The organism is Streptomyces sp. NBC_00344 (genome assembly GCF_036088315.1).
In the GTDB taxonomy this organism is placed as follows: domain Bacteria; phylum Actinomycetota; class Actinomycetes; order Streptomycetales; family Streptomycetaceae; genus Streptomyces.
This window is the reverse complement of the sequence record NZ_CP107996.1, coordinates 5,750,832-5,775,273: the sequence shown is the minus strand read 5'-3', so window position 1 is coordinate 5,775,273 and position 24,442 is coordinate 5,750,832. Positions and strand designations below refer to the sequence as shown.

19 protein-coding genes are annotated in these 24,442 nt (G+C 68.0%); 7 read left to right on the top strand and 12 right to left on the bottom strand.

Going from position 1 to position 24,442, the window contains the following annotated elements; all coding sequences use genetic code 11:
• Nucleotides 1-31 precede the first annotated feature (31 nt).
• From prcA to arc, 5 genes are all read right to left on the bottom strand, one after another.
• Nucleotides 32-784, bottom strand: a complete 753-nt coding sequence (gene prcA / locus OHS16_RS26115) for a proteasome subunit alpha (RefSeq protein WP_328539692.1) — start codon at nucleotides 782-784, stop codon at nucleotides 32-34.
• Between the two features lie 45 nt (nucleotides 785-829).
• The gene (prcB, locus tag OHS16_RS26110; RefSeq protein ID WP_328539691.1) at nucleotides 830-1,675 is read right to left on the bottom strand and encodes a proteasome subunit beta; all 846 of its coding nucleotides are present in this window, start codon (nucleotides 1,673-1,675) and stop codon (nucleotides 830-832) included.
• Nucleotides 1,676-1,823: 148 nt separating this feature from the next.
• Nucleotides 1,824-2,042, bottom strand: coding sequence for a ubiquitin-like protein Pup (locus OHS16_RS26105; RefSeq protein WP_164263898.1), 219 nt, complete (start codon nucleotides 2,040-2,042; stop codon nucleotides 1,824-1,826).
• A 148-nt stretch (nucleotides 2,043-2,190) separates the two neighbouring features.
• Nucleotides 2,191-3,702, bottom strand: a complete 1,512-nt coding sequence (gene dop, locus OHS16_RS26100; protein WP_443042698.1) for a depupylase/deamidase Dop — start codon at nucleotides 3,700-3,702, stop codon at nucleotides 2,191-2,193.
• A 236-nt stretch (nucleotides 3,703-3,938) separates the two neighbouring features.
• Nucleotides 3,939-5,705: a proteasome ATPase gene (arc, locus tag OHS16_RS26095; protein WP_328539690.1), complete on the bottom strand. Its 1,767-nt coding sequence runs from the start codon at nucleotides 5,703-5,705 to the stop codon at nucleotides 3,939-3,941.
• A gap of 247 nt (nucleotides 5,706-5,952) precedes the next feature.
• Here arc and OHS16_RS26090 point away from each other — a divergent pair, with 247 nt between their 5' ends.
• Entirely contained in the window at nucleotides 5,953-6,258 is a 306-nt protein-coding gene (locus OHS16_RS26090; RefSeq protein ID WP_328539689.1) for a ferredoxin, read from the top strand.
• 4 nt (nucleotides 6,259-6,262) lie between these two features.
• Here OHS16_RS26090 and OHS16_RS26085 read toward each other — a convergent pair whose 3' ends face one another.
• The 3 genes from OHS16_RS26085 to OHS16_RS26075 all read right to left on the bottom strand — a co-directional run bounded on the left by OHS16_RS26085 (nucleotide 6,263) and on the right by OHS16_RS26075 (nucleotide 9,194).
• Entirely contained in the window at nucleotides 6,263-6,835 is a 573-nt protein-coding gene (locus tag OHS16_RS26085; protein ID WP_328539688.1) for a hypothetical protein, read from the bottom strand.
• A 166-nt stretch (nucleotides 6,836-7,001) separates the two neighbouring features.
• Entirely contained in the window at nucleotides 7,002-7,937 is a 936-nt protein-coding gene (locus OHS16_RS26080) for a tRNA (adenine-N1)-methyltransferase (protein ID WP_328539687.1), read from the bottom strand.
• 18 nt (nucleotides 7,938-7,955) lie between these two features.
• A complete protein-coding gene (locus tag OHS16_RS26075) occupies nucleotides 7,956-9,194 on the bottom strand; it encodes a site-2 protease family protein (RefSeq protein ID WP_328539686.1) in 1,239 nt (412 codons plus the stop codon).
• Between the two features lie 91 nt (nucleotides 9,195-9,285).
• Between OHS16_RS26075 and OHS16_RS26070 the strand changes: the two genes are divergently transcribed.
• Both OHS16_RS26070 and OHS16_RS26065 read left to right on the top strand, forming a co-directional pair.
• Nucleotides 9,286-10,224 (top strand): RecB family exonuclease, encoded by a 939-nt coding sequence (locus tag OHS16_RS26070; protein WP_443042697.1) that lies wholly within the window; start codon nucleotides 9,286-9,288, stop codon nucleotides 10,222-10,224.
• 75 nt (nucleotides 10,225-10,299) lie between these two features.
• Entirely contained in the window at nucleotides 10,300-10,974 is a 675-nt protein-coding gene (locus OHS16_RS26065) for a response regulator transcription factor (protein ID WP_328539684.1), read from the top strand.
• 113 nt (nucleotides 10,975-11,087) lie between these two features.
• Here OHS16_RS26065 and OHS16_RS26060 read toward each other — a convergent pair whose 3' ends face one another.
• From OHS16_RS26060 to metH, 4 genes are all read right to left on the bottom strand, one after another.
• Complete coding sequence (locus tag OHS16_RS26060) at nucleotides 11,088-12,665, bottom strand: ABC transporter substrate-binding protein (RefSeq protein WP_443042796.1); 1,578 nt, start codon at nucleotides 12,663-12,665, stop codon at nucleotides 11,088-11,090.
• 35 nt (nucleotides 12,666-12,700) lie between these two features.
• Complete coding sequence (locus OHS16_RS26055; protein WP_328539682.1) at nucleotides 12,701-14,302, bottom strand: ABC transporter substrate-binding protein; 1,602 nt, start codon at nucleotides 14,300-14,302, stop codon at nucleotides 12,701-12,703.
• Nucleotides 14,303-14,801: 499 nt separating this feature from the next.
• The gene (locus OHS16_RS26050; RefSeq protein WP_328539681.1) at nucleotides 14,802-15,503 is read right to left on the bottom strand and encodes an HAD family hydrolase; all 702 of its coding nucleotides are present in this window, start codon (nucleotides 15,501-15,503) and stop codon (nucleotides 14,802-14,804) included.
• 101 nt (nucleotides 15,504-15,604) lie between these two features.
• Nucleotides 15,605-19,120 (bottom strand): methionine synthase, encoded by a 3,516-nt coding sequence (gene metH / locus OHS16_RS26045; RefSeq protein WP_328539680.1) that lies wholly within the window; start codon nucleotides 19,118-19,120, stop codon nucleotides 15,605-15,607.
• A 241-nt stretch (nucleotides 19,121-19,361) separates the two neighbouring features.
• Between metH and OHS16_RS26040 the strand changes: the two genes are divergently transcribed.
• The 4 genes from OHS16_RS26040 (at nucleotide 19,362) to OHS16_RS26025 (ending at nucleotide 24,368) form a co-directional block, all read left to right on the top strand.
• The gene (locus tag OHS16_RS26040) at nucleotides 19,362-20,126 is read left to right on the top strand and encodes an IclR family transcriptional regulator (RefSeq protein ID WP_328539679.1); all 765 of its coding nucleotides are present in this window, start codon (nucleotides 19,362-19,364) and stop codon (nucleotides 20,124-20,126) included.
• Between the two features lie 249 nt (nucleotides 20,127-20,375).
• Nucleotides 20,376-21,167 carry an MIP/aquaporin family protein gene (locus OHS16_RS26035; RefSeq protein ID WP_328539678.1) on the top strand — a complete coding sequence of 264 codons (792 nt, stop codon included), beginning with the start codon at nucleotides 20,376-20,378 and terminating at the stop codon, nucleotides 21,165-21,167.
• A 58-nt stretch (nucleotides 21,168-21,225) separates the two neighbouring features.
• Nucleotides 21,226-22,755, top strand: coding sequence for a glycerol kinase GlpK (gene glpK, locus OHS16_RS26030; RefSeq protein ID WP_328539677.1), 1,530 nt, complete (start codon nucleotides 21,226-21,228; stop codon nucleotides 22,753-22,755).
• A gap of 5 nt (nucleotides 22,756-22,760) precedes the next feature.
• Nucleotides 22,761-24,368: a glycerol-3-phosphate dehydrogenase/oxidase gene (locus OHS16_RS26025; RefSeq protein ID WP_328539676.1), complete on the top strand. Its 1,608-nt coding sequence runs from the start codon at nucleotides 22,761-22,763 to the stop codon at nucleotides 24,366-24,368.
• Nucleotides 24,369-24,442 lie beyond the last annotated feature (74 nt).

The following is a 24,442-nucleotide window of genomic DNA, read 5'->3' as shown; positions in this document are numbered from 1 at the left end:
TCCGGGGCGCCGGGCGGGAAGCCGGGTGCGGCTACTCCTCTTCTTCCTCGTCGGACGGGGCGTCGGTCTCGGTGACAGCCGCGTCGTCCGCGGCCAGCAGCCGGGACAGCTGACGGCCCACGATGCGCTTGAACTTCCGCTTCTGGGGCCGCGTGCGGTCCAGCACGGCCACTTCCAGTCGCTCGGCGGGGATTTCCCGCTCGCCCCCGTTGGTGTCCCGCGAGAGGGCCTGTACGGCCAGCTTCAGCGCCTCGGCGAGAGTCATACCGTCGCGGTGCCGCTGGTCGAGGAAGGTACTGATGGTCTCGGCGTTGCCGCCGACCGCGACCGAACCGTGTTCGTCCACGATCGAGCCGTCGTGCGGCAGCCGGTAGATCTGGTCGCCTTCCGGATCGGCGCCCACCTCGGCCACGACAAGCTCCACCTCGTACGGCTTCTCGGCCGCGCTGGAGAAGATCGTGCCGAGGGTCTGCGCGTAGACGTTGGCGAGGCCACGCGCCGTCACATCGTCACGGTCATAGGTGTATCCGCGCAGATCCGCGTAGCGCACTCCGCCGATCCGCAGATTCTCGTACTCGTTGTACTTGCCGGCGGCCGCGAAGCCGATCCGGTCGTAGATCTCGCTGAACTTGTGCAGCGCACGGGACGGGTTCTCGCCGACGAACACAATGCCGTCGGCATACTGCAGCACAACCAGGCTGCGACCACGGGCGATGCCTTTCCGGGCGTATTCCGCCCGGTCCGCCATGGCCTGCTGAGGTGAGACATAGAACGGCGTCGACACCGGCTATCCGTCCCTTTCTGTCAGTGACGAGTGCATCGGAAGACCTCAGAGCAGCGGGGCGCGCGGGCCGTCGGGCTGCTCCAGACGCCGCTCGAGGATCGAACGGGCGATCTCGGCGCCCTCCTCGTCGGTCAGCCTGCGGAAGCCTTCATCCGTGATGACGGTGACGATCGGATAGATGCGGCGGGCCACATCGGGGCCGCCCGTCGCCGAGTCGTCGTCGGCTGCGTCGTACAGCGCCTGCACGACCAGGGTGGTCACCTCCTGCTCCGTCAGATCGTCGCGGTACAGCTTCTTCATGGAGCCGCGCGCGAAGATCGAGCCGGAGCCGGTCGAGGCGTAACCGGCTTCCTCGGACCGTCCGCCCGTGACGTCGTAGGAGAAGATGCGGCCCTTCTCACGGTCGACGTCGTATCCGGCGAAGAGCGGAACCACGGCGAGCCCCTGCATGGCCATGGAGAGATTGCCGCGGATCATGGTGGAGAGCCGGTTGGCCTTGCCCTCCAGGGAGAGCGTGGTGCCCTCCACCTTTTCGAAGTGTTCCAGCTCGAGCTGGAACAGCTTGACCATCTCCACCGCGAGGCCGGCGGTGCCCGCGATACCGACTGCCGAGTACTCGTCGGCCGGAAAGACCTTCTCGATGTCGCGCTGGGCGATCATGTTCCCCATGGTCGCCCGGCGGTCACCGGCGAGGACGACCCCGCCCGGGAACGTCGCGGCCACGATCGTCGTCCCGTGCGGCGCCTCGAACGCACCCTGCACGGGCGGCAGCGCACGCTTGCCCGGCAGGATCTCGGGCGAGTGGTCCGACAGGAAGTCCATGAAGGAGGACGAGCCCGGCGTCAGGAAGGCGGCCGGCAGTCGCCCGGTGCTACGAGGGTTGGCTTCCACGCGTTTCCTTCCGGATGGGCGGCGGCCCCGCCTTCTGACGGCCGGGCCGATCTTGTGATCTGTGCACGGACCTTACCCGCGCCCGCGGCGGTCATCCGCGCCGGTGCCGTCGGCTTTTCGGCGACGGCACCGGCAGGGACAACGCGCCTTACTCGCCGCCCTTTTGGACAAATGACCGAACGAAGTCCTCGGCGTTCTCCTCGAGCACGTCGTCGATCTCGTCGAGAACCGAGTCGACGTCGTCCGAGAGCTTCTCCTGGCGCTCCTTGAGGTCCTCCGAGCCCTGCGCCTCCGGCGCCTGCTCCTCGGTCTCCTCGGTGCTGCGCGTCGCCTTCTGCTGTCCGCCGCCGGTGTCCTTGGTCGCCATCTACCTCACCCCGCTCGGTTCGATGTAACTGATCAGACCCGCTTGATCAGACCCTCTTGATCAGACCCTACAAGCGGGGTCCGACATTGGCCTCGCACTTCCCTCAACGTCCGGGACCCATCTCGATGATTCCCACACCTCGGCCTTTTCAGCCTCCGGAGAGCACCCGGACCAGGTCCTCCGCGGTGCGGCACCGGTCCAGAAGCTCCTTGACGTGGTTGCGTGTCCCCCGCAGCGGCTCCAGCGTGGGCACCCGCTGCAGGGTGTCCCGGCCGGGAAGATCGAAGATCACCGAGTCCCAGGACGCGGCGGCCACGTCGTCGGCGTACTGCTCGAGGCAGCGGCCGCGGAAATAGGCCCTGGTGTCCTCAGGAGGGTTCGTCCGGGCCCTCATGACCGCCGGCTCGTCCAGGATGCGCTTCATCCTGTTGCGGGCCACCAGGCGGTTGTACAGGCCCTTCTCGGGCCTGACGTCCGCGTACTGGAGATCCACCAGATGCAGCCTGGCGGCGTCCCACTCCACGTTGTCGCGACGCCGGTAGCCCTCCAGGATCTCCCTCTTGGTGATCCAGTCGAGCTCGCCCGAGAGGCTCATGGGATCGGTCTCCAGGCGGTTCAGCACGTCCTCCCAGCGGCCCAGGACGTCCTTGGTCTGGTCGTCCGCGTCCACGCCGTAACGCTCCTCGACGTACTTCCTGGCCAGCTCGAAGTACTCCATCTGGAGCTGTACTGCGGTGAGGGTCCGGCCGCTACGCAGCGTGACCAGCTGCCGCAGGGTCGGGTCGTGGGAGACCTGGTGCAGGGTGCGGACCGGCTGATCGACGGCCAGGTCCACGTTGATGAAGCCGTCCTCGATCATCGCGAGCACCAGGGACGTCGTGCCGAGCTTGAGATAGGTCGAGATCTCCGAGAGATTCGCGTCGCCGATGATCACGTGCAGCCGGCGGTACTTCTCGGCGTCCGAGTGCGGCTCGTCCCTGGTGTTGATGATCGGCCGCTTGAGCGTGGTCTCCAGACCCACCTCGACCTCGAAGTAGTCCGCCCGCTGGCTGATCTGGAAGCCGTGCTCGTGGCCGTCCTGGCCGATACCGACCCGTCCGGCGCCGGTGACGACCTGGCGGGAGACGAAGAACGGCGTCAGATGGCGCACGATGTCCGAGAACGGCGTCTCCCGCTTCATCAGGTAGTTCTCGTGCGTGCCGTACGACGCGCCCTTGTTGTCCGTGTTGTTCTTGTAGAGGTGGATCGGCAGGGCGCCGGGAACCTGCGCCGCCAGCTCGGCGGCCTCCGCCATGATGCGCTCGCCGGCCTTGTCCCAGAGGACCGCGTCGAGGGGATTGGTGATCTCTGGCGAGCTGTACTCGGGGTGGGCGTGGTCGACGTAGAGGCGCGCACCGTTGGTGAGGATGACGTTGGCCAGGCCGATGTCCTCGTCGGTCAGCTGGCTGCTGTCGGCGGTGTCACGGGCGAGGTCGAAGCCTCGCGCGTCCCGCAGCGGATTCTCCTCCTCGAAATCCCAGCGGGCCCGCCGGGCCCGGTGCATCGCCGCCGCGTAGGCGTTGACGATCTGGGACGAGGTGAGCATGGCATTGGCGTTCGGGTGACCCGGGACGGAGATGCCGTACTCCGTCTCGATGCCCATTACTCGCCGTACGGTCATGCGGCCCTCCTTGCCCGGCAGCGCCCCTCGCGGGGCGCAGCTCAAGTACCGCTCATTCTCCGGTGCGTGCGCGGTCGCCCGTCCGCGCACTGCGCGACTCGGTGGTACGGACGAGCCTAGAACGCCTCTGCGCCGGTGGGGAGATCATTACAGGCATTGCTGTCCCCGCGGCCCAAAGGCCGAAAAACGGGGCGGCCGCGGGTACCCGCAGAGGGGACCCGCAGCCGCCCTGTCTTTTACAGGTACTGACCGGTGTTTGCCACCGTGTCGATGGAGCGTCCGGTGTCCGCGCCCTGTTTTCCAGTGACAAGGGTACGGATGAACACGATCCGCTCGCCCTTCTTGCCGGAGATTCGGGCCCAGTCGTCCGGGTTGGTGGTGTTCGGCAGGTCCTCGTTCTCCTTGAACTCGTCCACGCATGCCTGGAGGAGATGGGAGACCCGGAGACCCTTCTGCCCCTGGTCGAGGAAGGCCTTGATGGCCATCTTCTTGGCCCGGTCGACGATGTTCTGGATCATCGCGCCCGAATTGAAGTCCTTGAAGTAAAGGACTTCCTTGTCGCCGTTGGCGTACGTGACCTCGAGGAAGCGGTTCTCCTCGGACTCGGTGTACATCCGTTCGACGACCGACTGGATCATTCCGCTGACCGTGGCGTCCGGGCTGTCGCGGTGCTCGGCCAGATCGTCCGTGTGCAGCGGCAGCGATGCCGTCAGGTACTTCGCGAAGATGTCCCTGGCCGCTTCCGCGTCGGGGCGCTCGATCTTGATCTTGACGTCGAGCCGGCCCGGCCGCAGGATCGCGGGGTCGATCATGTCCTCGCGGTTGGAGGCACCGATGACGATGACGTTCTCCAGGCCCTCCACACCATCGATCTCGGCGAGCAGCTGCGGGACGATGGTGTTCTCCACGTCCGAGCTGACGCCGGAACCACGGGTGCGGAAGAGGGATTCCATCTCGTCGAAGAAGACGATGACGGGGGTGCCCTCACTCGCCTTCTCCCGCGCACGCTGGAAGACCAGCCGGATGTGCCGCTCGGTCTCGCCGACGTACTTGTTGAGGAGCTCGGGGCCCTTGATGTTGAGGAAGTAGCTCTTCCCCGCGGGCTGTCCGGTGACCTCGGCGACTTTCTTGGCAAGGGAGTTGGCGACGGCTTTGGCGATGAGCGTCTTGCCGCAGCCCGGCGGACCGTAGAGCAGGATGCCCTTCGGCGGCCGCAGTTCGTGTTCCTTGAAGAGGTCGGGGTGGAGGTAGGGGAGCTCGACCGCGTCGCGGATCAGCTCGATCTGGTCGCCCAGACCGCCGATCTTGTTGTAGTCGATGTCCGGAACCTCTTCGAGGACAAGCTCCTCGACCTCGCTCTTCGGCACCACTTCATAGACGTAACCGGACCGGGAGTCGAGCAGCAGGGCGTCGCCGGGACGGATGGTGATGTCCAGGAGTGGCTCGGCGAGCCGCACCACCCGTTCCTCGTCGGTGTGCCCGATCACCAGGGCGCGCTCGCCGTCCTCGAGGATCTCCTTGAGGGTGACGATGTCCCCGGCGCGCTCGAATTCCATGGCCTCGACCACGTTGAGCGCTTCGTTGAGCATGACTTCCTGGCCACGCCGGAGCTCTTCGAGCTCGACGCTGGGACTGACATTCACCCGGAGCTTGCGGCCCCCGGTGAAGATGTCGCACGTACCGTCCTCATTGGCCTGCAGAAACACGCCGAAGCCGGCCGGCGGCTGTGCGAGCCGGTCGACTTCCTCCTTGAGGGCCACGATCTGGTCGCGGGCCTCACGGAGTGTGTTGGCGAGCCGCTCATTCTGAGCGGACACGCCCGCCAGATTGGTCTGCAGCTCGACGATCCGCTCTTCGAGAATCCTCGTATGGCGCGGAGAGTCGGCGAGCTTGCGGCGCAGGACGGCGATTTCCTGCTCGAGATAGGCAACCTGGCCGGCGGGGTCCTCAGACCCTCGCGCGGGCCGGATGCCGCGGTTGATGTCGTCGTCGTGGGCTGCCACGGTCCTCACCTCCTCCAAGGGGAGCTGGACGCTTCCTGACCCTACCTGGGCGGCTGGCGAATCAAACCCCTAGATCACAAAGACTGTCGGAGAGTGTCTGATCTTCACCCTTGCGTACTCCCTCGTGTCTTGGGGATACCCACCCAGCACCGTCGGAAAGCAGCCGGTTGTATCGTCGAACTGTCCAACACCCGTCAGGGCTGGCTCCAATTGGTTCGACCGCGCAGGAAACGTCAGGAGAACGACCGTGCAGCACGAGGCTCCCACCGGTGAGGGCGCTCCGGCCCTCGAGGTCTGGATCGACCAGGATCTCTGCACCGGCGACGGCATCTGCGTCCAGTACGCGCCCGAGGTCTTCGAGCTGGACATCGACGGGCTGGCGTATGTGAAGGGCTCCGACGACGAGCTGCTCCAGTCCACCGGGGCCACAACCCCCGTGCCGCTTCCCCTCCTGCAGGACGTCGTGGACTCGGCCAAGGAGTGCCCGGGCGACTGCATTCACGTGCGCCGCGTCACGGACGGCGTGGAGGTCTACGGCCCCGCCGCGCAGTGACCTCTCACACGCTCCGCGCCTGCGACGGCACCGAGCGTACGAACTTCCCGCCCTGCCAGCGCCACTTGGCCCGCTCCTGGACATCCGGCTTCCAGCGCGGCACGTCGGGCGACGAATAGCCGAGCAGGGTCGCGGTCACCGCGCCCTCCCGGACGGCCAGGGCGCCCACCGTCCGCCGGGACGCGGGGGCGAGCAGCGTCGCCACCACCCGTGGCGTGCCGCCCTTGCCGTGTGGCTGGATGACGACGTATATCCCGCTGGGCGGGGTGCCCGAGCCCGCGTTGCAGCTGACCGCCGCCACGGTTTCGGGGCTGCCGTCCCCGTCGAGATCGCCGGTCGCCTTCCTGGTGACGACGCTGCCCACACTTCCGCACTCCAGCGGGAACGTGACGGCTGCCGTGTCAGGGGCGGCGGCAGCGACCGGTTTCGCGCCCTGGGACGCGGTGGCCGGATCGGGCGTGAGGAATCCCGCTATGGCGACGACGCCGGCCATCGCGGTGGCCGTGGCCAGCCAGTGCACCGGGCTGGTCCGGGTGTGCGCGAGGTCCGGGAGGTCCGGGAGCGCGGAGGGCTGCACGCGGGAGGTCTCCTGTGGGGCAGTTCCGGAGGGGGTGGCCAGAATGGTGCCACACGTCACACGACTTCGGAACGCCGGGGTCCGTATGGTCAACGTAAAGATGCCGCCGCCGAGTTCCCCGGTGTGCTGAGGGAACTCGGCGGCGGCATCGCGACGTTGTCCGCGGTCAGGCGGTGGGGTCGGTATCGCTCTCGTCGCCGGTCTTCGCCTGCGTCCTGACCGCCCCGGGACCGGAGTAGTCATCGCCGTACGCGCCCTTGGAGGGGCGGCGGCGGCGCATCGGGGGCTCCACACCGTCCGCGAGACGGCGGGCGGTGACCAGGAAGCCGGTGTGGCCGATCATCCGGTGGTCCGGGCGGACGGCGAGCCCTTCGACGTGCCAGTTGCGGATCATCGATTCCCAGGGCTGGGGCTCGGCGAAGCAGCCGATCTCCCTGAGGGACTCGACGGTGCGTGAGAGCTGGGTGGTGGTCGCCACGTAGCAGCAGATGATGCCACCGGGCACGAGCGCCTTGGACACCGCTTCCAGGCACTCCCAGGGGGCGAGCATGTCCAGGACCACCCGGTCGACATCCGTGTCGGTCAGATTGTCCTGGAGATCGCCCACGGTGAGCTGCCAGGCGGGGTGTGGCCCGCCGAAGTAACGCTCGACGTTCTGGGTGGCGATCTCGGCGAAGTCCTCGCGGCGCTCGTAGGAGTGCAGCATGCCCTGCTCGCCGATGGCACGCAGCAGGAAGCTGCTGAGCGCACCGGAGCCCACCCCCGCCTCCACGACGCGCGCGCCGGGGAAGATGTCGCCGAAGGCCAGGATCTGGCCCGCGTCCTTCGGGTAGACCACGGCGGCGCCGCGGGGCATGGACAGGACGAAGTCGGGGAGCAGGGGGCGCAGCGCAAGGTAGGCGACGTTTCCCGTGGTGCGGACAACGCTGCCCTCGGGAGCACCGATCAGCTCGTCGTGCGGGAAAGAACCCTTGTGGGTGTGGAAGTTCTTGCCTGCTTCGAGCGTGAAGGTGTGGTGGCGACCCTTGGGGTCGGTGAGCTGGACCTGGTCCCCGACTTTGAAGGGCCCACGTCGGCGGGCGGCACCGGTCGGTTCGGACATGTGAGCAGCCTACCGGCCTCAGGAACCGGGACGCGCCATCGCCTGGACGAATGCACGCTCGACATCCGTGGTGGACAGTACGCCGAAGATCGCGCCGGTCTCCTCCACCACCAGGTATTCGGTGGCGGGGCTGGCCCTCAGCTTGTCGAGGAGCGCCTCCCCCGCGAGCTCGGCCGGCACCTTCATGCTCTCGGTCAGATCCTGGGCCAGCCCGCTGACCGCGACCCAGGGGCGCCGGTGCTCGGGCACCCCGACGATGGCCGCCTCCCTGACCAGGGCCGTGGGCTCGCCCTGGCTGTCGACGATCACCAGGGCGCGCGCGCCCGCCTCGTTGGCACGGCGCAGCGCCTCGGAGAGCGGGGTGGTGGTCTCCACCGGGACGGCACGGCGGGTGAGCGTGCGGGCACGGAGCTCGGGGAGATGTTCGCGCAGCCGGGCCATCCGCAGGCTGTTGCCCGCACCGGTCCAGATGATCGCGGCGAGGATCGCGGCCAGCAGCGCGTCCATCACGGTTTCCATGCCGCCGGCGTCGGCGTCGGAACCGGTGTGGGTGAGCAGCGGAAGGCCGATCAGCACCGTGACGGCGAGCGCCCTGCCGAACCAGGCGGCCGCGATGGTGCCGCTCATCGGTTTGCCGGTGATCTTCCAGACCACCGCGCGGAGCATCCGGCCACCGTCCAGCGGCAGCCCCGGCAGCAGGTTGAAGGCCGCCACGATGAGGTTGGAGATCATCAGTCCGGCGAGCAGTACGCCGGGCACCGTACCCGGATCGACGGCCTTCATCCCGAGGTAGAAGACACCGGAGAGGACGAGTGAGAGCAGCGGCCCGACGAAGGCGAGGATGAATTCCCGGCCCGGGGTGTCCGACTCCTTCTCGATCTCCGAGACCCCGCCGAAGAACTGGAGCTGGATGCGCCGCACCGGCAGCCCGAACCGCAGGGCGGCGACCGTGTGGGCCAGTTCATGGACCAGTACCGATGCGTAGAAGGCGACCGCGAAGAAGAGGGAGACCAGGTAGCGGATGGCGCCGAGCTCCGGCAGCACCCGCTCGAGCTGGCCGCCGAAGACCCAGGTGATGAGCGCGGCCACCAGGAACCAGCTGGGCGCGACGTACACCGGCACGCCGAAGGGGCGGCCCATCAGGATGCCGCCGCCCGGGGCGTCCCGGCGCCCGGGCTTGCCGCCGTCGGGTGCGGAGCCGTGATCGGCATCCCCCGCTCCGGACTGCGGGCGCCCCTTGTCGCCGCTCTCGTCCACGATGTCCCTTCGTGTCTTCCGTCCTGCGCGAGCATCCTCACCGCTGCGTAGTGCGATGTCCCGATCATGCAGTGTGAGGGGTACGAGGTCGATGGTATGCGGACCGGTGTCAGTGGCGGGCCTTAGGGTCTGGGTCATGACTACCGCCCAGCAGCCCACTTCACTCTCGCCGTCACGGGCGAGCGACTTCATGCAGTGTCCCCTGCTGTACAGGTTCCGGGTGATCGACAAGCTTCCGGAGAAGCCGAGCGCGGCGGCCACCCGGGGCACCCTGGTGCATGCGGTGCTTGAGCGGATGTTCGACGACCCGGCCCCGGAGCGGACGGCGCCGCGGGCCAGGGCGCTGGTTCCCGGCCAGTGGGACCGGCTGCTCGCTGCCAAGCCGGAGCTTGCCGGGCTGTTCCCCGACGACGCCGGGGGCGAGCAGCTGGCCCAGTGGCTCTCGGAGGCCGAGCAGCTGGTCGAGCGGTGGTTCACCCTGGAGGACCCCAGCAGGCTGGAGCCCGCGGAGCGGGAACTCTTCATCGAGACCGAGCTGGAATCGGGACTGCGGCTGCGGGGCATCATCGACCGGGTGGACGTGGCACCGACCGGCGAGGTGCGGATCGTCGACTACAAGACGGGCAAGGCGCCCCGTCCGCAGTACGCCGAGGGCGCGCTGTTCCAGATGAAGTTCTACGCGCTGGTGGTGTGGCGGCTGAAGGGGATCGTGCCGCGCAGGCTCCAGCTGGTCTACCTGGGTAACGGCGAGGTCGTGACCTACGATCCGGTCGAGGCGGATCTGCTGCGGGTGGAGCGCAAGCTGCTGGCCCTCTGGGACGCGATCAGGACGGCCACCGAGACGGGCGACTGGCAGCCGCGCCAGACCAAGCTCTGCGGCTGGTGCGATCATCAGGCGTTCTGTCCGGAATTCGGCGGTACGCCGCCCGTGTACCCGCTGGCAGTCACCGGCGGCGCCGGGTCCGTGTCCTCGGAGCCCGACCCGCAGGGGCCGCCCGCGCAGAGACCGGGCTCGCAGGAGCCGGCCTGACCTGCGCCGCGCGCCCCGAGGAGTCGGCGGGCAGTGCTCAGGGCAGAATGGGGCGGGTCTATCAAAGGAGTTGCTGTGGCGATCCGCGTCCTACTGGTCGACGACCAGCCGCTGCTGCGCACCGGTTTCCGGATGATTCTGGAGGCCGAGCACGATCTCGCCGTGGTCGGCGAGGCCGGTGACGGCCTTCAGGCCCTCGACCAGGTCCGCGCGCTGCAGCCCGACGTCGTGCTGATGGACATCCGGATGCCCAGGATGGACGGGGTGGAGGCGACCCGTCAGATCACCGGCCCGGGCCGCGACGGCCCGGCGAAGGTGCTCGTGCTCACGACCTTCGATCTCGACGAGTACGTCGTGGAGGCGCTGCGTGCCGGTGCGAGCGGCTTCCTGCTGAAGGACGCGCCCGCCAATGAATTGGTGCAGGCGATCCGGGTGGTCGCGGGCGGCGAGGCGATGCTGGCGCCCAGCATCACCCGCCGGCTGCTCGACAAGTACGCGGACCACCTGCCGTCCGGTGAGGAATCCGTTCCCAACACCCTGCACACGCTGACCGAGCGCGAGGTCGAGGTACTCAAACTCGTCGCCCGCGGCCTGTCCAACGCGGAGATCGCCGCCGATCTGTTCGTCAGCGAGACCACCGTCAAGACGCATGTGGGCCATGTGCTGACGAAGCTCGGGCTGCGTGACCGGGTGCAGGCCGCGGTGTACGCGTACGAGAGCGGTCTGGTGCGTCCCGGCGCCCAGCAGTAGGGAGGGGCGCCGCTTCTGCCGCCTGCCGCCGATCCGGACCGGCGGCAGGCGGTTCCGTGCCCGCCGCCGGATGGCCGCCCGCGTGGGCCCTCCCCCACCAGGTGCCCGCCGGTTCAGTTCTTGCTGATCTCCCAGAACCGGAACACGGTCGACGCGTCGAGCGTCCACTCGAGCCCGGTGATGTCGTCGTGGGCGACGGCGTACTGCTTGCCCTGCCACAGCGGGAGGATGGGCAGATCCGTCGCGACGATGTCCTGGAGCTCGCTGAAGTCCCCGGACGCTGTGGTCCGGTCGGTCGCCGACGACTCGGCCGGGATCAGATTGTTGATGATGGTCTTGTTGCTGTAGTTGTTGCCCAGCACATTGCCCTTGCCGAAGAACGGCGAGGTGAAGTTGTCGGCGTCCGGGTAGTCGGGCACCCAGCCCTTCACGTAGACGCCGTACTTCCCCGCGGCGATCCCCTTCTCGTACTGCCCGTACGGCACGGACTTCACCGTGGCGTCGAAGAGGCCGCTGGCGTTCAGCTGCTTGGCGATCGCTCCGAACTCCTCGTCGGTCGCGGGGCCGTAACGGCTGGGCGTGGACCAGAGGGTGAGCTTCACCTTGCTGGTGATCCCGGCGGAGCGCAGTGTCTGGGCGGCCTTGTCGGGCTTGGGGTTGTCGCCGTACATGTCGAAGAACGCGGTGCGGTGGGACGCGATCCCGGCGGGGACGATCGAGTACAGCGGCTCGGCCGTGGACCGGTAGACATCGGTGACCAGGGCGTTGCGGTTGATGAGGTAGGCCATCGCCTTGCGCACGGCGAGCCGGCCGGCGACCGGGTCCTTCATGTTGAAGACCAGGTGCTGGACCTCGGCGCTCGAGCCCTCCACGACGTCGATGCCCTTGTCACCGGTGACCGAGTCCTGGATGGACTCGATGTCCTTGGCGGTCAGGCCACGGTAGGCGAGGTCGATGTCGCCCTTCTTGAGCGCGGCCCCCAGCGCCTTCTGGTTGTTGTGGAAGAGCTTCATGGTCATGCCGGAGTTCTTCACCTGCGCCGTGCCCTCGTAGCGCGAGTTGACCGAGAAGACCGCCTGCTTCTTGTTGTAGGAGTCCAGCTTGTAGACACCGGATCCGACCGCCTTGCCGTCGGTGCGGAGCTTGTCGAAGCTGTACTGGCGGTGATCCACGATGGAGCCCGCGCCTGAAGCGATCTTGCTGGGGAAGGTGGCGTCGGGGAACTTCAGATGGAAGACGACGGTCCTGTCGTCCGGAGTCTCCACCTTTCCGATCGAGGTGAGCAACGGGCCGGGACCCAGCTCGTCATTGATCTTCAGCACCCGGTCGAAGGAGAACTTGACGTCCCGCGCGGTGAGTTTGTCGCCATTGCTGAACGTGAGGCCGCTGCGCAGCGTGCAGCGGTACGTCGTCGACCCGCCGGACTCGAAACGGCACTCCTTGGCCGCCTCGGGCTGCGGGGTCGAGCTGCCCTTGGGAAAGCTCATCAGGGACTGGAAGACGTTGTTGAAGAGCAGCCAGGACCCGGGGTCGTAGCCCGACGCCGGGTCGGTGGCCTGGATCTCGTCGGACATCCCCATGACCACCGCCTTGCCGGTCCCCCCGGCGTCGTCCTGCGTGCCACAGCCACTGAGCAGCCCGGCTGCCAGTCCCCCCACGAGAAGGACAGGCAGCGACTGGTTACGACGTATCTTCACGCAGGTGCCTCACATAGTCCGTGCCGATATCAGCTGACGCCGCGGCCCAGCTCCCAGATCTGCAGGGCCGATGAACTGCTGAGCGCCCATTCCGCTCCGGTCAGATCATCACGCGCGGCAACATACTGCTTACCCTGCCAGAGCGGCAGCACCGGGACGTCGTTCGCGACGATGTCCTGGATCTTCTCGAAGGCACCGGTGGCCGCCGTGCGGTCCGCGGCGCGGCGGGAGTCGGGGATGTACTTGGTACGGATCGCGTTGTTCACATAGGGCGAGTTGAGGAAGTTCCCCTTGCCGAGGAACGGCGCCACGAAGTTGTCCGAATCAGGGAAGTCCGGGAACCAGCCGAGTCCGTAGACGGCGTAGTCACCGTGGGTCTGCGCGGGGCGGTACTGCGCCCACTTGGTGCCCTGGGTCTTGACGTCGAAGAGACCCGAGGCATTCAGCTGCTGCTTGAGCAGGGCGAATTCCTTTGCCGTGCCTGGTCCGTAGTGGTCGGTCGTGTAGTGGAGGGTCAGCCGCACCTTGCTGGTGATCCCGGCGTTGTGCAGGATCCTGGCGGCCTCGGTCTTGCTCGGGTCGCCGTACTTGTCGAAGAACGAGTTGGTGTGCCCGGCCATGCTGGAGGGGATCAGCGAGTAGAGCGGCTCGGCTGTGGCGCCGTACACCTCGCTCGCGATCTGGCCCCGGTCGACGAGTGCCGCCATCGCCTGGCGGACCGCCTTGTTCTTCACCGAGGGGTCATCGGTGTTGAATCCGAGGTAACGGATCTCCAGACCGGGGCTCTCGACGAAGTTGATGTCCTGCGTCGCGCCGGCGGAGAGCGTCCTGATCTGTGCCGGAGACATGGAGCGGGTCATCATGTCGATGTCGCCGGACTTCAGTGCCACGCCCATGGCCCCGGCGTCGCTGAACGAACGGATCTCGACCTTGTCGTTCTGCAGCTTCAGCATCCCCTTGTAGTGGGGGTTCTTGGTGAAGACCGCCTTCTGCATCCGGTTGTTCGAGACCACCGTCTTGAGGGTGTACGGGCCCGAGCCGTCCACCACGAAGCCGTTGCGCAGCCGGTTCGGCTCGTAGGTGCCCTTCTCCACGATGCCCGCCGCCGGGGTGGCCAGCTTGTACGGGAAGGTGGCGTCCGGGGTCTTGAGATGGAAGACCAGCTCGTTGTCGCTCACCTGCTCGATGGTGTCGATGTTGTCGAGCAGACCGGCCGGGCCGTTGCGGTCGTTGATGCGGGTGACGCGTTCGAGGGAGTACTTCACATCAGCGGCCTTGAGCGGGTCGCCGTTGGAGAATTCCAGTCCGCTGCGCAGCTTGCAGCGGTAGCTCTCGTTCTCGGTGTCCGTGAACCGGCAGTCGGATGCCGCGTCCGGCTTCGGCTGGCCGCCGCCGCGAGGCACCTGCAGCAGCGACTGCAGGGCGGGGCGCAGGATGTTCCAGGCACCCGCGTCGTAGGCGTAGGCGGGGTCGAAGGGGGCCGGAGCCTCCTGGTCGGCCACGAACGAGTCCGTCGTGCCCACGACGATGGCCTTGCCGCCGCTGTCACCGCTGTCCGTACTGCCGCACGCGGCGAGTATCGGAGCGAGCAGGCCCACTACGGCCGGCAGCACCAAAGTCTTGCGGTTCATTCTGGACGTTCTCCTCATCCGGCACTGGGGATACAGCGGCGTACAGACACTCCGCCGCTGCCGCCCGGTCGGGGCGGTGCGATCGGGCCGGGTACAGAGCGATCAGTCCTGTGTTCGCGGCCGCCTGGTGGGCGCCGGGACAGGGGTGTGTGCGGCGAAGTTCTCGCAATGAGATTAGTGGGGAACGTCAGGAAAGCTGGACCGGCGGCGACTTGAGGTGCTTGCACACCATCTTCACGAATAGCGGAGTGTGGATATCCGAGCACAGGAATGATTCGTACACCGCTCCACCAATCGGGACACATGGGCACGTCCCGTAGGACTGATGAGCCCGCCCCAGCACGGGGAAGCGTCTGTGTCGACGCCCCCGTGGGTGATAAACGTCACGCGAGTTCCTGCTTTAGCAAAGCAGGAATTGCGGGCCCCGTGCTCACGGAATACACACAATTGATCGAAGCTGGTTGGCTCCGAAATTAAAGAAGCACGCTCGGTGCACGACTCAGTGCATTCCGTTGACCAGGGTCCTGAGAAAGGCCAGGTCGACCTGTTCGAGCGACGCCAGGACCACTCTGCCGCCCGCCGGGACGATCGGCGCGACCGACGGGACGGCCACCACACGGCAGCCTGCGGCCTCCGCGGCGGCCACCCCGGTCGCGGTGTCCTCGATGACCGCGCAGCGTGTGGGATCCGCGCCCAGGCCCGCCGCCGCGGCCAGATACGGCTCCGGGTGCGGCTTCGTGCGGGTCACTTCGTCGCCCGCGATCGTCAGCGCGAAGTTGTCCGGGCCCAGCGAGTCGAGGACCCGGTCGATGATGCGCCGGTGCGAGGCCGAGACGAGGGCGGTGGGCACCTGGTGGGCGGCCAGCTCGGTGAGCAGCCGCAGCGCCCCCGGCATCAGGGGTACCCCGCGGGAGATCCGCGCCTCGAACCTGTCGTTGAGCAGCACGGTGATCTCGGGCAGTGTGATGTCCGCTCCGGTCACCTCGATGAGGTAGCCGGCGCTGCGGGTCATCGGGCCGCCCACCACGACGTCGCGCCATCCTTCGTCGAGCCGGTGGCCGAGGCCTGCGAAGACCTCCACCTCCGCGTCCCACCAGAAGCCCTCGGTGTCCACCAGGGTGCCGTCCATGTCGAGGAGGACGGCCTGCAGAGCGGAGTCTTCGGCCATACGGGTACTGAGCGCAGGGACCGTACTGGTCATCCGGTCACACCTCCTGGAGGGACGAGAAGGCCGGCCGCCCACCCAGCGTGGGGAAGCGACCGGCCTGCACTGGACCGACCAGTGTACGACGTCCTGACGGATTACCGCGCGTTGAAGTACTTCGCCTCGGGATGGTGGATGACGATCGCGTCGGTGGACTGCTCGGGGTGCAGCTGGAACTCCTCGGAGAGGTGCACTCCGATCCGCTCGGGCTCCAGCAGCTCGGCGATCTTTGCCCGGTCCTCCAGGTCGGGGCAGGCGCCGTAGCCGAGCGAGAAGCGCGCGCCCCGGTACTTCAGCGCGAACATGTCCTGGACGTCCGAGGGATCCTCACCGGCGTATCCGAGCTCGGAACGCACCCGTGCGTGCCAGTACTCGGCCAGCGCCTCGGCCAGCTGCACGGACAGGCCGTGCAGTTCGAGGTAGTCCCGGTAGGCGTTGGCCCCGAAGAGCTCGGCCGTCCTCTCGCCGATCCTCGAACCGACCGTGACCACCTGAAGGCCGATCACATCGGTCTCACCCGACTCCTCGGGCCGGAAGAAGTCCGCCAGGCAGAGCCGGCGTCCGCGGCGCTGGCGCGGGAACGTGAAGCGGGTGCGCTCGCTGCCGTCGTCGTTGAGCAGGATCAGGTCGTCGCCCTTGGACACACAGGGGTAGTAGCCGTAGACGACGGCCGCCTCCAGCATGTTCTCGGTGTGCAGCTGATCGAGCCAGCCGCGCAGATGCGGGCGGCCCTCGGTCTCCACCAGCTCCTCGTAGCTGGGGCCGTCGCCCTTACGGGCCTCCTTGAGCCCCCACTGGCCCTTGAAGAGCGCGCCCTCGTCGAGCCAGGTCGCGTACTCCTTGAGCTGGATGCCCTTGACCACCCTGCTGCCCCAGAAGGGCGGCTCCGGGACCGGGTTGTCGATGGCGACGTCCGAGCGCACCGACCCCTCCGCCTCCTCGGCCTCGAGGACCACCGCCTGATCGCGCTTGGGAACCCGGCGCTGCTTGAGCTCGGGCAGCGTTGCCCCCGGTACGCCGCGCTTGACCGCGATCAGGGCGTCCATCAGCCGCAGCCCCTCGAAGGCGTCGCGCGCGTAGCGGACCTCGCCCTCGTAGATCTCGTGGAGGTCCTGCTCGACGTACGCCCGGGTCAGCGCCGCTCCACCGAGGATCACCGGGAAGTCGGCGGCCAGCTTGCGCTGGTTGAGCTCCTCCAGGTTCTCCTTCATGATCACGGTCGACTTGACCAGCAGCCCGGACATCCCGATGACGTCGGCCCGGTGCTCCTCGGCCGCCTCCAGGATCGACGAGACAGGCTGCTTGATGCCCAGGTTGACCACGTTGTAGCCGTTGTTGGAGAGGATGATGTCCACCAGGTTCTTGCCGATGTCGTGGACATCGCCGCGCACCGTGGCGAGGACGATGGTGCCCTTGCCGTCGTCGTCGGTCTTCTCCATGTGCGGTTCCAGATAGGCCACCGCGGTCTTCATGACCTCGGCGGACTGCAGCACGAAGGGCAGCTGCATCTGTCCGGATCCGAACAGCTCGCCGACCACCTTCATACCGGCGAGCAGGGTGTCATTGACGATCTCGAGCGCGGGGCGGGTCTCCAGCGCCTCGGTGAGATCGGTCTCCAGGCCGTTCTTCTCGCCGTCGATGATGCGGCGCTGGAGCCGTTCGTCGAGCGGAAGGGCGAGCAGTTCCTCCGCCCTGCCCTCCTTCATCGACTTCATGTTGACGCCCTCGAAGAGCTCCATGAGCTTCTGCAGCGGGTCGTATCCCTCGGCCCGGCGGTCGTAGATCAGATCGAGCGCGACCTTGACCTGATCCTCCTCCAGGCGGGCGATCGGGAGGATCTTGCTTGCGTGCACGATCGCGGAGTCGAGGCCTGCCTTGACGCATTCGTCCAGGAAGACGGAGTTGAGTACGACCCGGGCCGCCGGATTGAGTCCGAAGGAGATGTTGGAGAGGCCCAGCGTCGTCTGGACGTCCGGGTGGCGGCGCTTGAGTTCGCGGATGGCCCCGATGGTGGCGGCGCCATCTCCCCGGGACTCCTCCTGACCGGTGCAGATGGTGAAGGTCAGGGTGTCGATGAGGATGTCGGGCTCGCGCACACCCCAGTTGGCCGTGAGGTCCTCGATGAGCCGCTCGGCGACGGCGACCTTGTGCTCGACGGTACGGGCCTGGCCCTCCTCGTCGATGGTCAGCGCGATCAGCGCGGCGCCGTGCTCGACGGCCAGCGCGGTGACCTTGGCGAAGCGCGACTCCGGTCCGTCGCCGTCCTCGTAGTTGACCGAGTTGAGAACGGCCCGGCCGCCGAGCTTCTCCAGGCCGGCCCGCAGTACGGGCACCTCCGTGGAGTCCAGCACGATCGGCAGGGTCGACGCGGTCGCGAAGCGGCCGGCCAGTTCCGACATGTCCGCGACACCGTCGCGGCCGACGTAGTCGACGCAGAGGTCGAGCAGGTGCGCGCCTTCGCGGATCTGGTCACGGGCCATCTCCACGCAGTCGTCCCAGCGGCCGTCCAGCATGGCCTCGCGGAACTTCTTGGACCCGTTGGCGTTCGTCCGCTCGCCGATCGCGAGATACGAGGTGTCCTGGCGGAAGGCCACGCTCTGGTAGAGCGACGCGGCTCCCGGCTCGGGGCGTGGTTCACGCACGGTGGGGACGGTGTCCCGTACCCGCTCGACGACCTGGCGCAGATGCTCGGGCGTGGTGCCGCAGCATCCGCCGACCAGGGACAGCCCGTACTCGCGGACGAAGGTCTCCTGGGCGTCGGCCAGCTGCTCCGGGGAGAGCGGGTAGTGCGCGCCGTTCTTGCCGAGCACCGGCAGGCCGGCATTGGGCATGCAGGAGATCGGGACGCGGGAGTGCCGGGCGAGGTAGCGCAGGTGCTCACTCATCTCGGCGGGACCTGTCGCGCAGTTCAGCCCGATCATGTCGATGCCCAGCGGTTCCAGCGCGGTGAGCGCCGCACCGATCTCGGAGCCGAGCAGCATGGTGCCGGTGGTCTCCACGGTGACCGAGCAGATCAGCGGGAGGTTCGCGCCGGTGGCCTCCAGGGCGCGGCGGGCGCCGATGACGGAGGCCTTGGTCTGGAGCAGGTCCTGGGTGGTCTCGACGAGCAACGCGTCGGCGCCGCCCGCGATCATGCCTTCGGCGTTCTGCTGGTAGGCGTCCCGGAGCTTGTCGTACGGGGCGTGGCCCAGCGTCGGCAGCTTGGTGCCGGGGCCCATCGAGCCGAGCACCCAGCGCTGCTGTCCGGTCGAGGCGGTGAACTCGTCGGCGACCTCGCGGGCGATGCGCGCACCGGACTCGGAGAGCTCGAAGACACGGTCGGGGATGTCGTACTCGCCCAGCGCCGCAAGGTTCGCGCCGAAGGTGTTCGTCTCCACACAGTCGACGCCGACGGCGAAGTACTCCTGATGGACCGAACGGACGATGTCCGGCCTGGTCACATTGAGGATCTCGTTGCAGCCTTCGAGGTTCTGGAAGTCCTCGAGGGTGGGATCCTGCGCCTGGAGCATGGTGCCCATGGCGCCGTCCGCCACCACCACTCGGGTGGCGAGCGCCTCACGGAGTGCGTCCACTCGGGTCCGGCTGTCAGGGGAAGGGGTCGGCAACGAGGCCATGGAATGTACTCCCTGGGATGCGACGGCTGTCGGCTTTGCGCCCTCCGGCAGGATGACGCACCCGGCCAGGGTAACGGGGACGGCGTGCCGACGGCGCGGCGTCCCACGGGGCGGACGGCTGCCTCGGATCCGGAGGGCAGCCGGTCCCCCCGGGTATCCATGTGCCCCACTCCGGGTGACACTGGTCGGCATCGGCCGATAGTGTTCAGCATTGCCGAACAGAGTGGAGGGTGGCCGGGCGATGGCTAAGAACATTCAGTCCCTGGAACGGGCGGCTGCGATGCTGAGGCTGCTCGCGGGCGGCGAGCGACGGCTCGGCCTTTCCGACATCGCCTCCTCACTCGACCTGGCCAAGGGCACGGCCCACGGCATCCTGCGCACCCTTCAGCACGAGGGCTTCGTCGAACAGGACGCGGCATCCGGCCGCTACCAGCTGGGCGCCGAACTGCTCCGGCTCGGCAACAGCTATCTCGATGTGCACGAGCTCCGGGCGCGCGCCCTCGTCTGGACCGACGACCTGGCCCGCTCCAGCGGGGAGAGCGTCTATCTGGGCGTGCTGCACCAGCACGGCGTCCTGATCGTCCACCATGTCTTCCGGCCGGACGACAGCCGGCAGGTGCTGGAGGTCGGGGCCATGCAGCCGCTGCACTCCAGCGCACTGGGCAAGGTGCTCTCGGCCTTCGACCCGGTGGCGCACAGCGAGGCCCTCGAGACCGAGCGCAAGACCTTCACCACGCGCACCGTCAGCGAACTGGACGCGTTCGAGTCCCTGCTCGACATGACCAGGGCGCGCGGCTGGGCCGCCGACGTCGAGGAGACCTGGGAGGGTGTGGCATCGGTGGCCGCTCCCATCCACGACCGCCGCCGGATGCCCGTCGGCGCCGTCGCCGTCACCGGAGCCGTGGAACGGGTCTGCCAGGAGGGCGAACTGCGCTCCGAGCTGGTCGCGGCGGTGCGCGACTGCGCCCGTTCCGTCTCGCGGGACCTGGGCGCCAGCCGCTTCTGAGGCAGGCCGCGCACCACCCCCGGCACGGCAGGTACGAACCGTGACCGAGTTTCCGGGCGCAGACTCTTGACGTTTATCGACCGTCGGACAAAACTGCCGTTCATCGGTCGGCATTGTCGAACACCTACCGGAAATAAGCGTTAGAGTGTGACAGCGCCAAGGGCCGCTAACGCCCTCACCTGAGGGCGCGGACGACCGGAGGAAACCCGGCGTCCGGCTTCCCCTGGACGAAGGACAAAGGAGTCGCGGGTGTCCAGCTCCGACATCTTCATCGGCGAGACCATAGGTACCGCCGTGCTCGTACTGCTCGGCGCCGGCGTGTGCGCCGCAGTAACACTCAAGCGCTCGAAGGCCAAGGACGCGGGATGGCTCGCCATCACGTTCGGGTGGGGTTTCGCGGTGCTCACGGCTGCGTACATCGCCGGCAGCGTCTCGGGCGCCCACCTCAACCCGGCGGTCACCATAGGGCTCGCCATAGAGGGCGGCACCCCGTGGAGCGATGTGCCCCTGTATCTCGTCTCCCAGCTGTTCGGCGCCATGATCGGCGCGGTCCTCGTGTGGGTCGCCTACTACGGACACTTCCAGGCCCATCTGACCGACCCGGAACTCGTTGAGAAGCACGTGTCCGGCCCGGAGCTCAAGGCCACAGCGGGGCCAGTGGGGCCCGGCCCGGTCGGCGGTGTCTTCTTCACCGCGCCGGAGATCCGCAACGCGGTGCAGAATATGGCTACGGAGATCATCGGTACCGCCGTACTGGTACTGGCGATCCTCACCCAGGGCCTGAACGACAAGGGCAACGGCCTGGGCGCGCTCGGCGCGCTGATCACCGCGCTGGTCGTCGTCTCCATCGGCCTGTCGCTCGGCGGGCCGACCGGCTACGCCATCAACCCGGTCCGTGACCTGGGTCCGCGCATTGTGCACGCGCTGCTGCCTCTGCCCAACAAGGGCGGCTCGGACTGGAGCTACGCATGGATACCCGTGGCAGGACCGTTGATAGGCGGCGCTCTCGCGGGCGGTCTCTACAACCTCGCGTTCACGTGAGCCCCCAGCCGAGAACCGGTACTGACGACCACTCCCCTTCGGACTTTCGGAGCACACCGTGACCACTGACGCTCACACCACGGGGCCGTTCATCGCGGCCATCGACCAGGGCACCACCTCCAGCCGCTGCATCGTGTTCGACAAGGACGGCAGGATCGTCTCCGTCGACCAGAAGGAACACGAGCAGATCTTCCCGAAGCCCGGCTGGGTCGAGCACAACGCGGCCGAGATCTGGACCAACGTCCAGCAGGTCGTGGACAGTGCGGTCGAGAAGGCCGGCATCACCGCCGCCGACGTCAAGGCGATCGGCATCACCAACCAGCGCGAGACCACGCTGCTCTGGGACAGGACCACAGGCAAGCCGGTCCACAACGCCATCGTCTGGCAGGACACCCGCACCGACGCCCTCTGCCGGGAGCTCGGCCGCAACGTCGGCCAGGACCGCTTCCGCCGCGAGACCGGCCTGCCGCTGGCCTCGTACTTCGCCGGGCCGAAGATCCGCTGGCTGCTGGACAACGTCGATGGCCTGCGTGAGCGCGCCGAGGCCGGCGACATCCTCTTCGGCACCATGGACTCCTGGGTCATCTGGAACCTGACGGGCGGTGTGAACGGCGGCGTCCACGTCACCGACGTCACCAACGCGTCCCGCACGCTGCTGATGAACCTGCACCGCATGGAGTGGGACGAGAAGATCCTCGCCTCCATCGGCATCCCGGCGGCCGTGCTGCCCGAGATCCGCTCATCCGCCGAGGTGTACGGAACGGCCGCGAGCGGTGCGCTGGCGGGTGTGCCCGTCGCCTCCGCGCTCGGCGACCAGCAGGCGGCGCTGTTCGGCCAGACCTGTTTCTCCGAGGGCGAGGCCAAGTCGACGTACGGCACCGGCACCTTCATGCTGATGAACACCGGCGACACGCCCGTCAACTCGTACAACGGGCTGCTCACCACGGTCGGCTACCGGATCGGCGACCAGAAGGCGGTGTACGCGCTCGAGGGGTCGATCGCCGTCACCGGTTCGCTCGTCCAGTGGCTGCGCGACCAGATGGGAATCATCAACAGCGCGGCCGAGGTCGAGACGCTGGCCTCCTCGGTGGAGGACAACGGCGGCGCGTACTTCGTCCCCGCCTTCTCCGGTCTCTTCGCCCCGTACTGGCGCCCGGACGCCCGCGGCGTGATCGCGGGTCTGACCCGCTATGTCACCAAGGCGCACATCGCCAGGGCTGTGCTCGAGGCGACCGCCTGGCAGACCCGCGAGATCAGCGACGCGATGACCAAGGACTCCGGCGTCGAGCTGACCGCGCTCAAGGTCGACGGCGGAATGACCTCCAACAACCTGCTGATGCAGACGCTCTCCGACTTCCTGGACGCACCGGTGGTGCGCCCGATGGTGGCCGAGACGACCTGCCTCGGCGCTGCCTACGCCGCCGGACTCGCCGTCGGCTTCTGGCCGGACACCGACGCCCTGCGCGCCAACTGGCGCAGGGCCGCCGAGTGGACACCGCACATGGACGCAGACGTCCGTGACCGCGAGTACAAGAGCTGGCTCAAGGCCGTACAGCGGACCATGGACTGGCTCGAGGACGAGGAGTAAAAAACATGACCACCCTGCAGAGCGTCCCGGCACTCGGGACGCACCCGGCCTCCGGCTCCCTTCCGAGCCGAGCCGAGACTCGGGAGCAGCTCTCCAAGGCGACGTACGACCTCCTGGTGATCGGCGGCGGCATCCTGGGCATCTCCACCGCCTGGCATGCGGCGCAGTCCGGGCTGCGGGTGGCCCTGGTGGATGCCGGCGACTTCGCCGGCGCCACCTCATCCGCCTCGTCCAAGCTGCTCCACGGCGGACTGCGCTACCTCCAGACCGGTGCGGTGAAGCTGGTCGCCGAGAATCACTTCGAGCGCCGCGCTGTCTCCCGTGACGTCGCCCCCCACCTGGCCAATCCGCTCACCTTCTATCTGCCGGTGTACAAGGGCGGGCCGCACGGTGCGGCCAAGCTCGGCGCGGGTGTTTTCGCCTATTCGGCGCTCTCCGCCTTCGGTGACGGGGTCGGCCACGTCATATCCCCGTCCCGGGCGCAGCGTGATGTTCCCGAGCTTCGTACGGACAACCTGAAGGCCGTCGCCGTCTACGGCGACGACCAGATGAACGACGCGCGGATGGCTCTGATGACGGTGCGTGCCGCCGTCGAATCCGGCGCCACCGTGCTCAACCACGCGGAGGTCACCGGCCTCCGCTTCACCCGGGGCAGGGTGACCGGCGCCGAGCTCAAGGACCGTCTCGACGGAGAAGAGTTCGGTGTGAGCGCCCGGCTGGTACTGAACGCCACCGGGCCGTGGGTCGACCATCTGCGCAAGCTGGAGGACCCGGAGGCGGCTCCTTCCATCCGCCTCTCCAAGGGCGCGCATCTGGTGCTGAAGCGCACCTCCCCCTGGCGGGCCGCGCTGGCGACGCCGATCGACAAGTACCGGATCACCTTCGCCCTCCCCTGGGAGGACCAGCTGCTGCTCGGTACCACCGACGAGGAATACGAGGGTGACCCGGCCGATGTCCGGGTCACCGAGAAGGACATCGCCCAGATCCTGGACGAGGCCGCGTTCTCGGTCCGCGACCAGCAGCTCTCGCGTGATCTGATCACCTACTCGTTCGCGGGTCTGCGGGTGCTGCCTGGGGGACCGGGCGACACCTCGAAGGCGAAGCGGGAGACGGTCGTCACCGAGGGACGCGGCGGCATGCTGTCGGTGGCCGGCGGCAAGTGGACGACGTTCCGGCACATCGGCCGCACGGTGATGAACAAGCTCGCCGACCTGCCGGGACACCCGCTGGGCGAGGACATGGAGCCGATCTCGCGTCTGCCCAAGAAGCAGCCGCTGCCCGGCATCGCCAACCCGAACGCGGTCGCGCACCGGCTGCTGGCGGACGGCGGCACGCAGGGACCGGAGATGGCGGCCGACACCGCGCGGCACCTGGCCACGCACTACGGTTCGCTCGCCTTCGACATCGCCCGGCTCGCGAACGAGGACCCGGCGCTGTCCCGGCGCATCCACCCGGATGCCCCGGAGATCTGGGCGCAGGTCGTCTACGCCCGCGACCACGAGTGGGCGGAGACCGCCGACGACGTACTGCGCCGCCGTACCACGCTGACGATCCGCGGACTGGCGACGGACGAGGTGCGGTCCGAGGTCGAGGACCTGCTCGGCAGGAACTGAGCACCGCAGGGGTGCGGGGCGGCCTTCCGGGGGAAGGCCGCCCCGCACCCCTTTTCCGGTCCGCCCGCACCGGA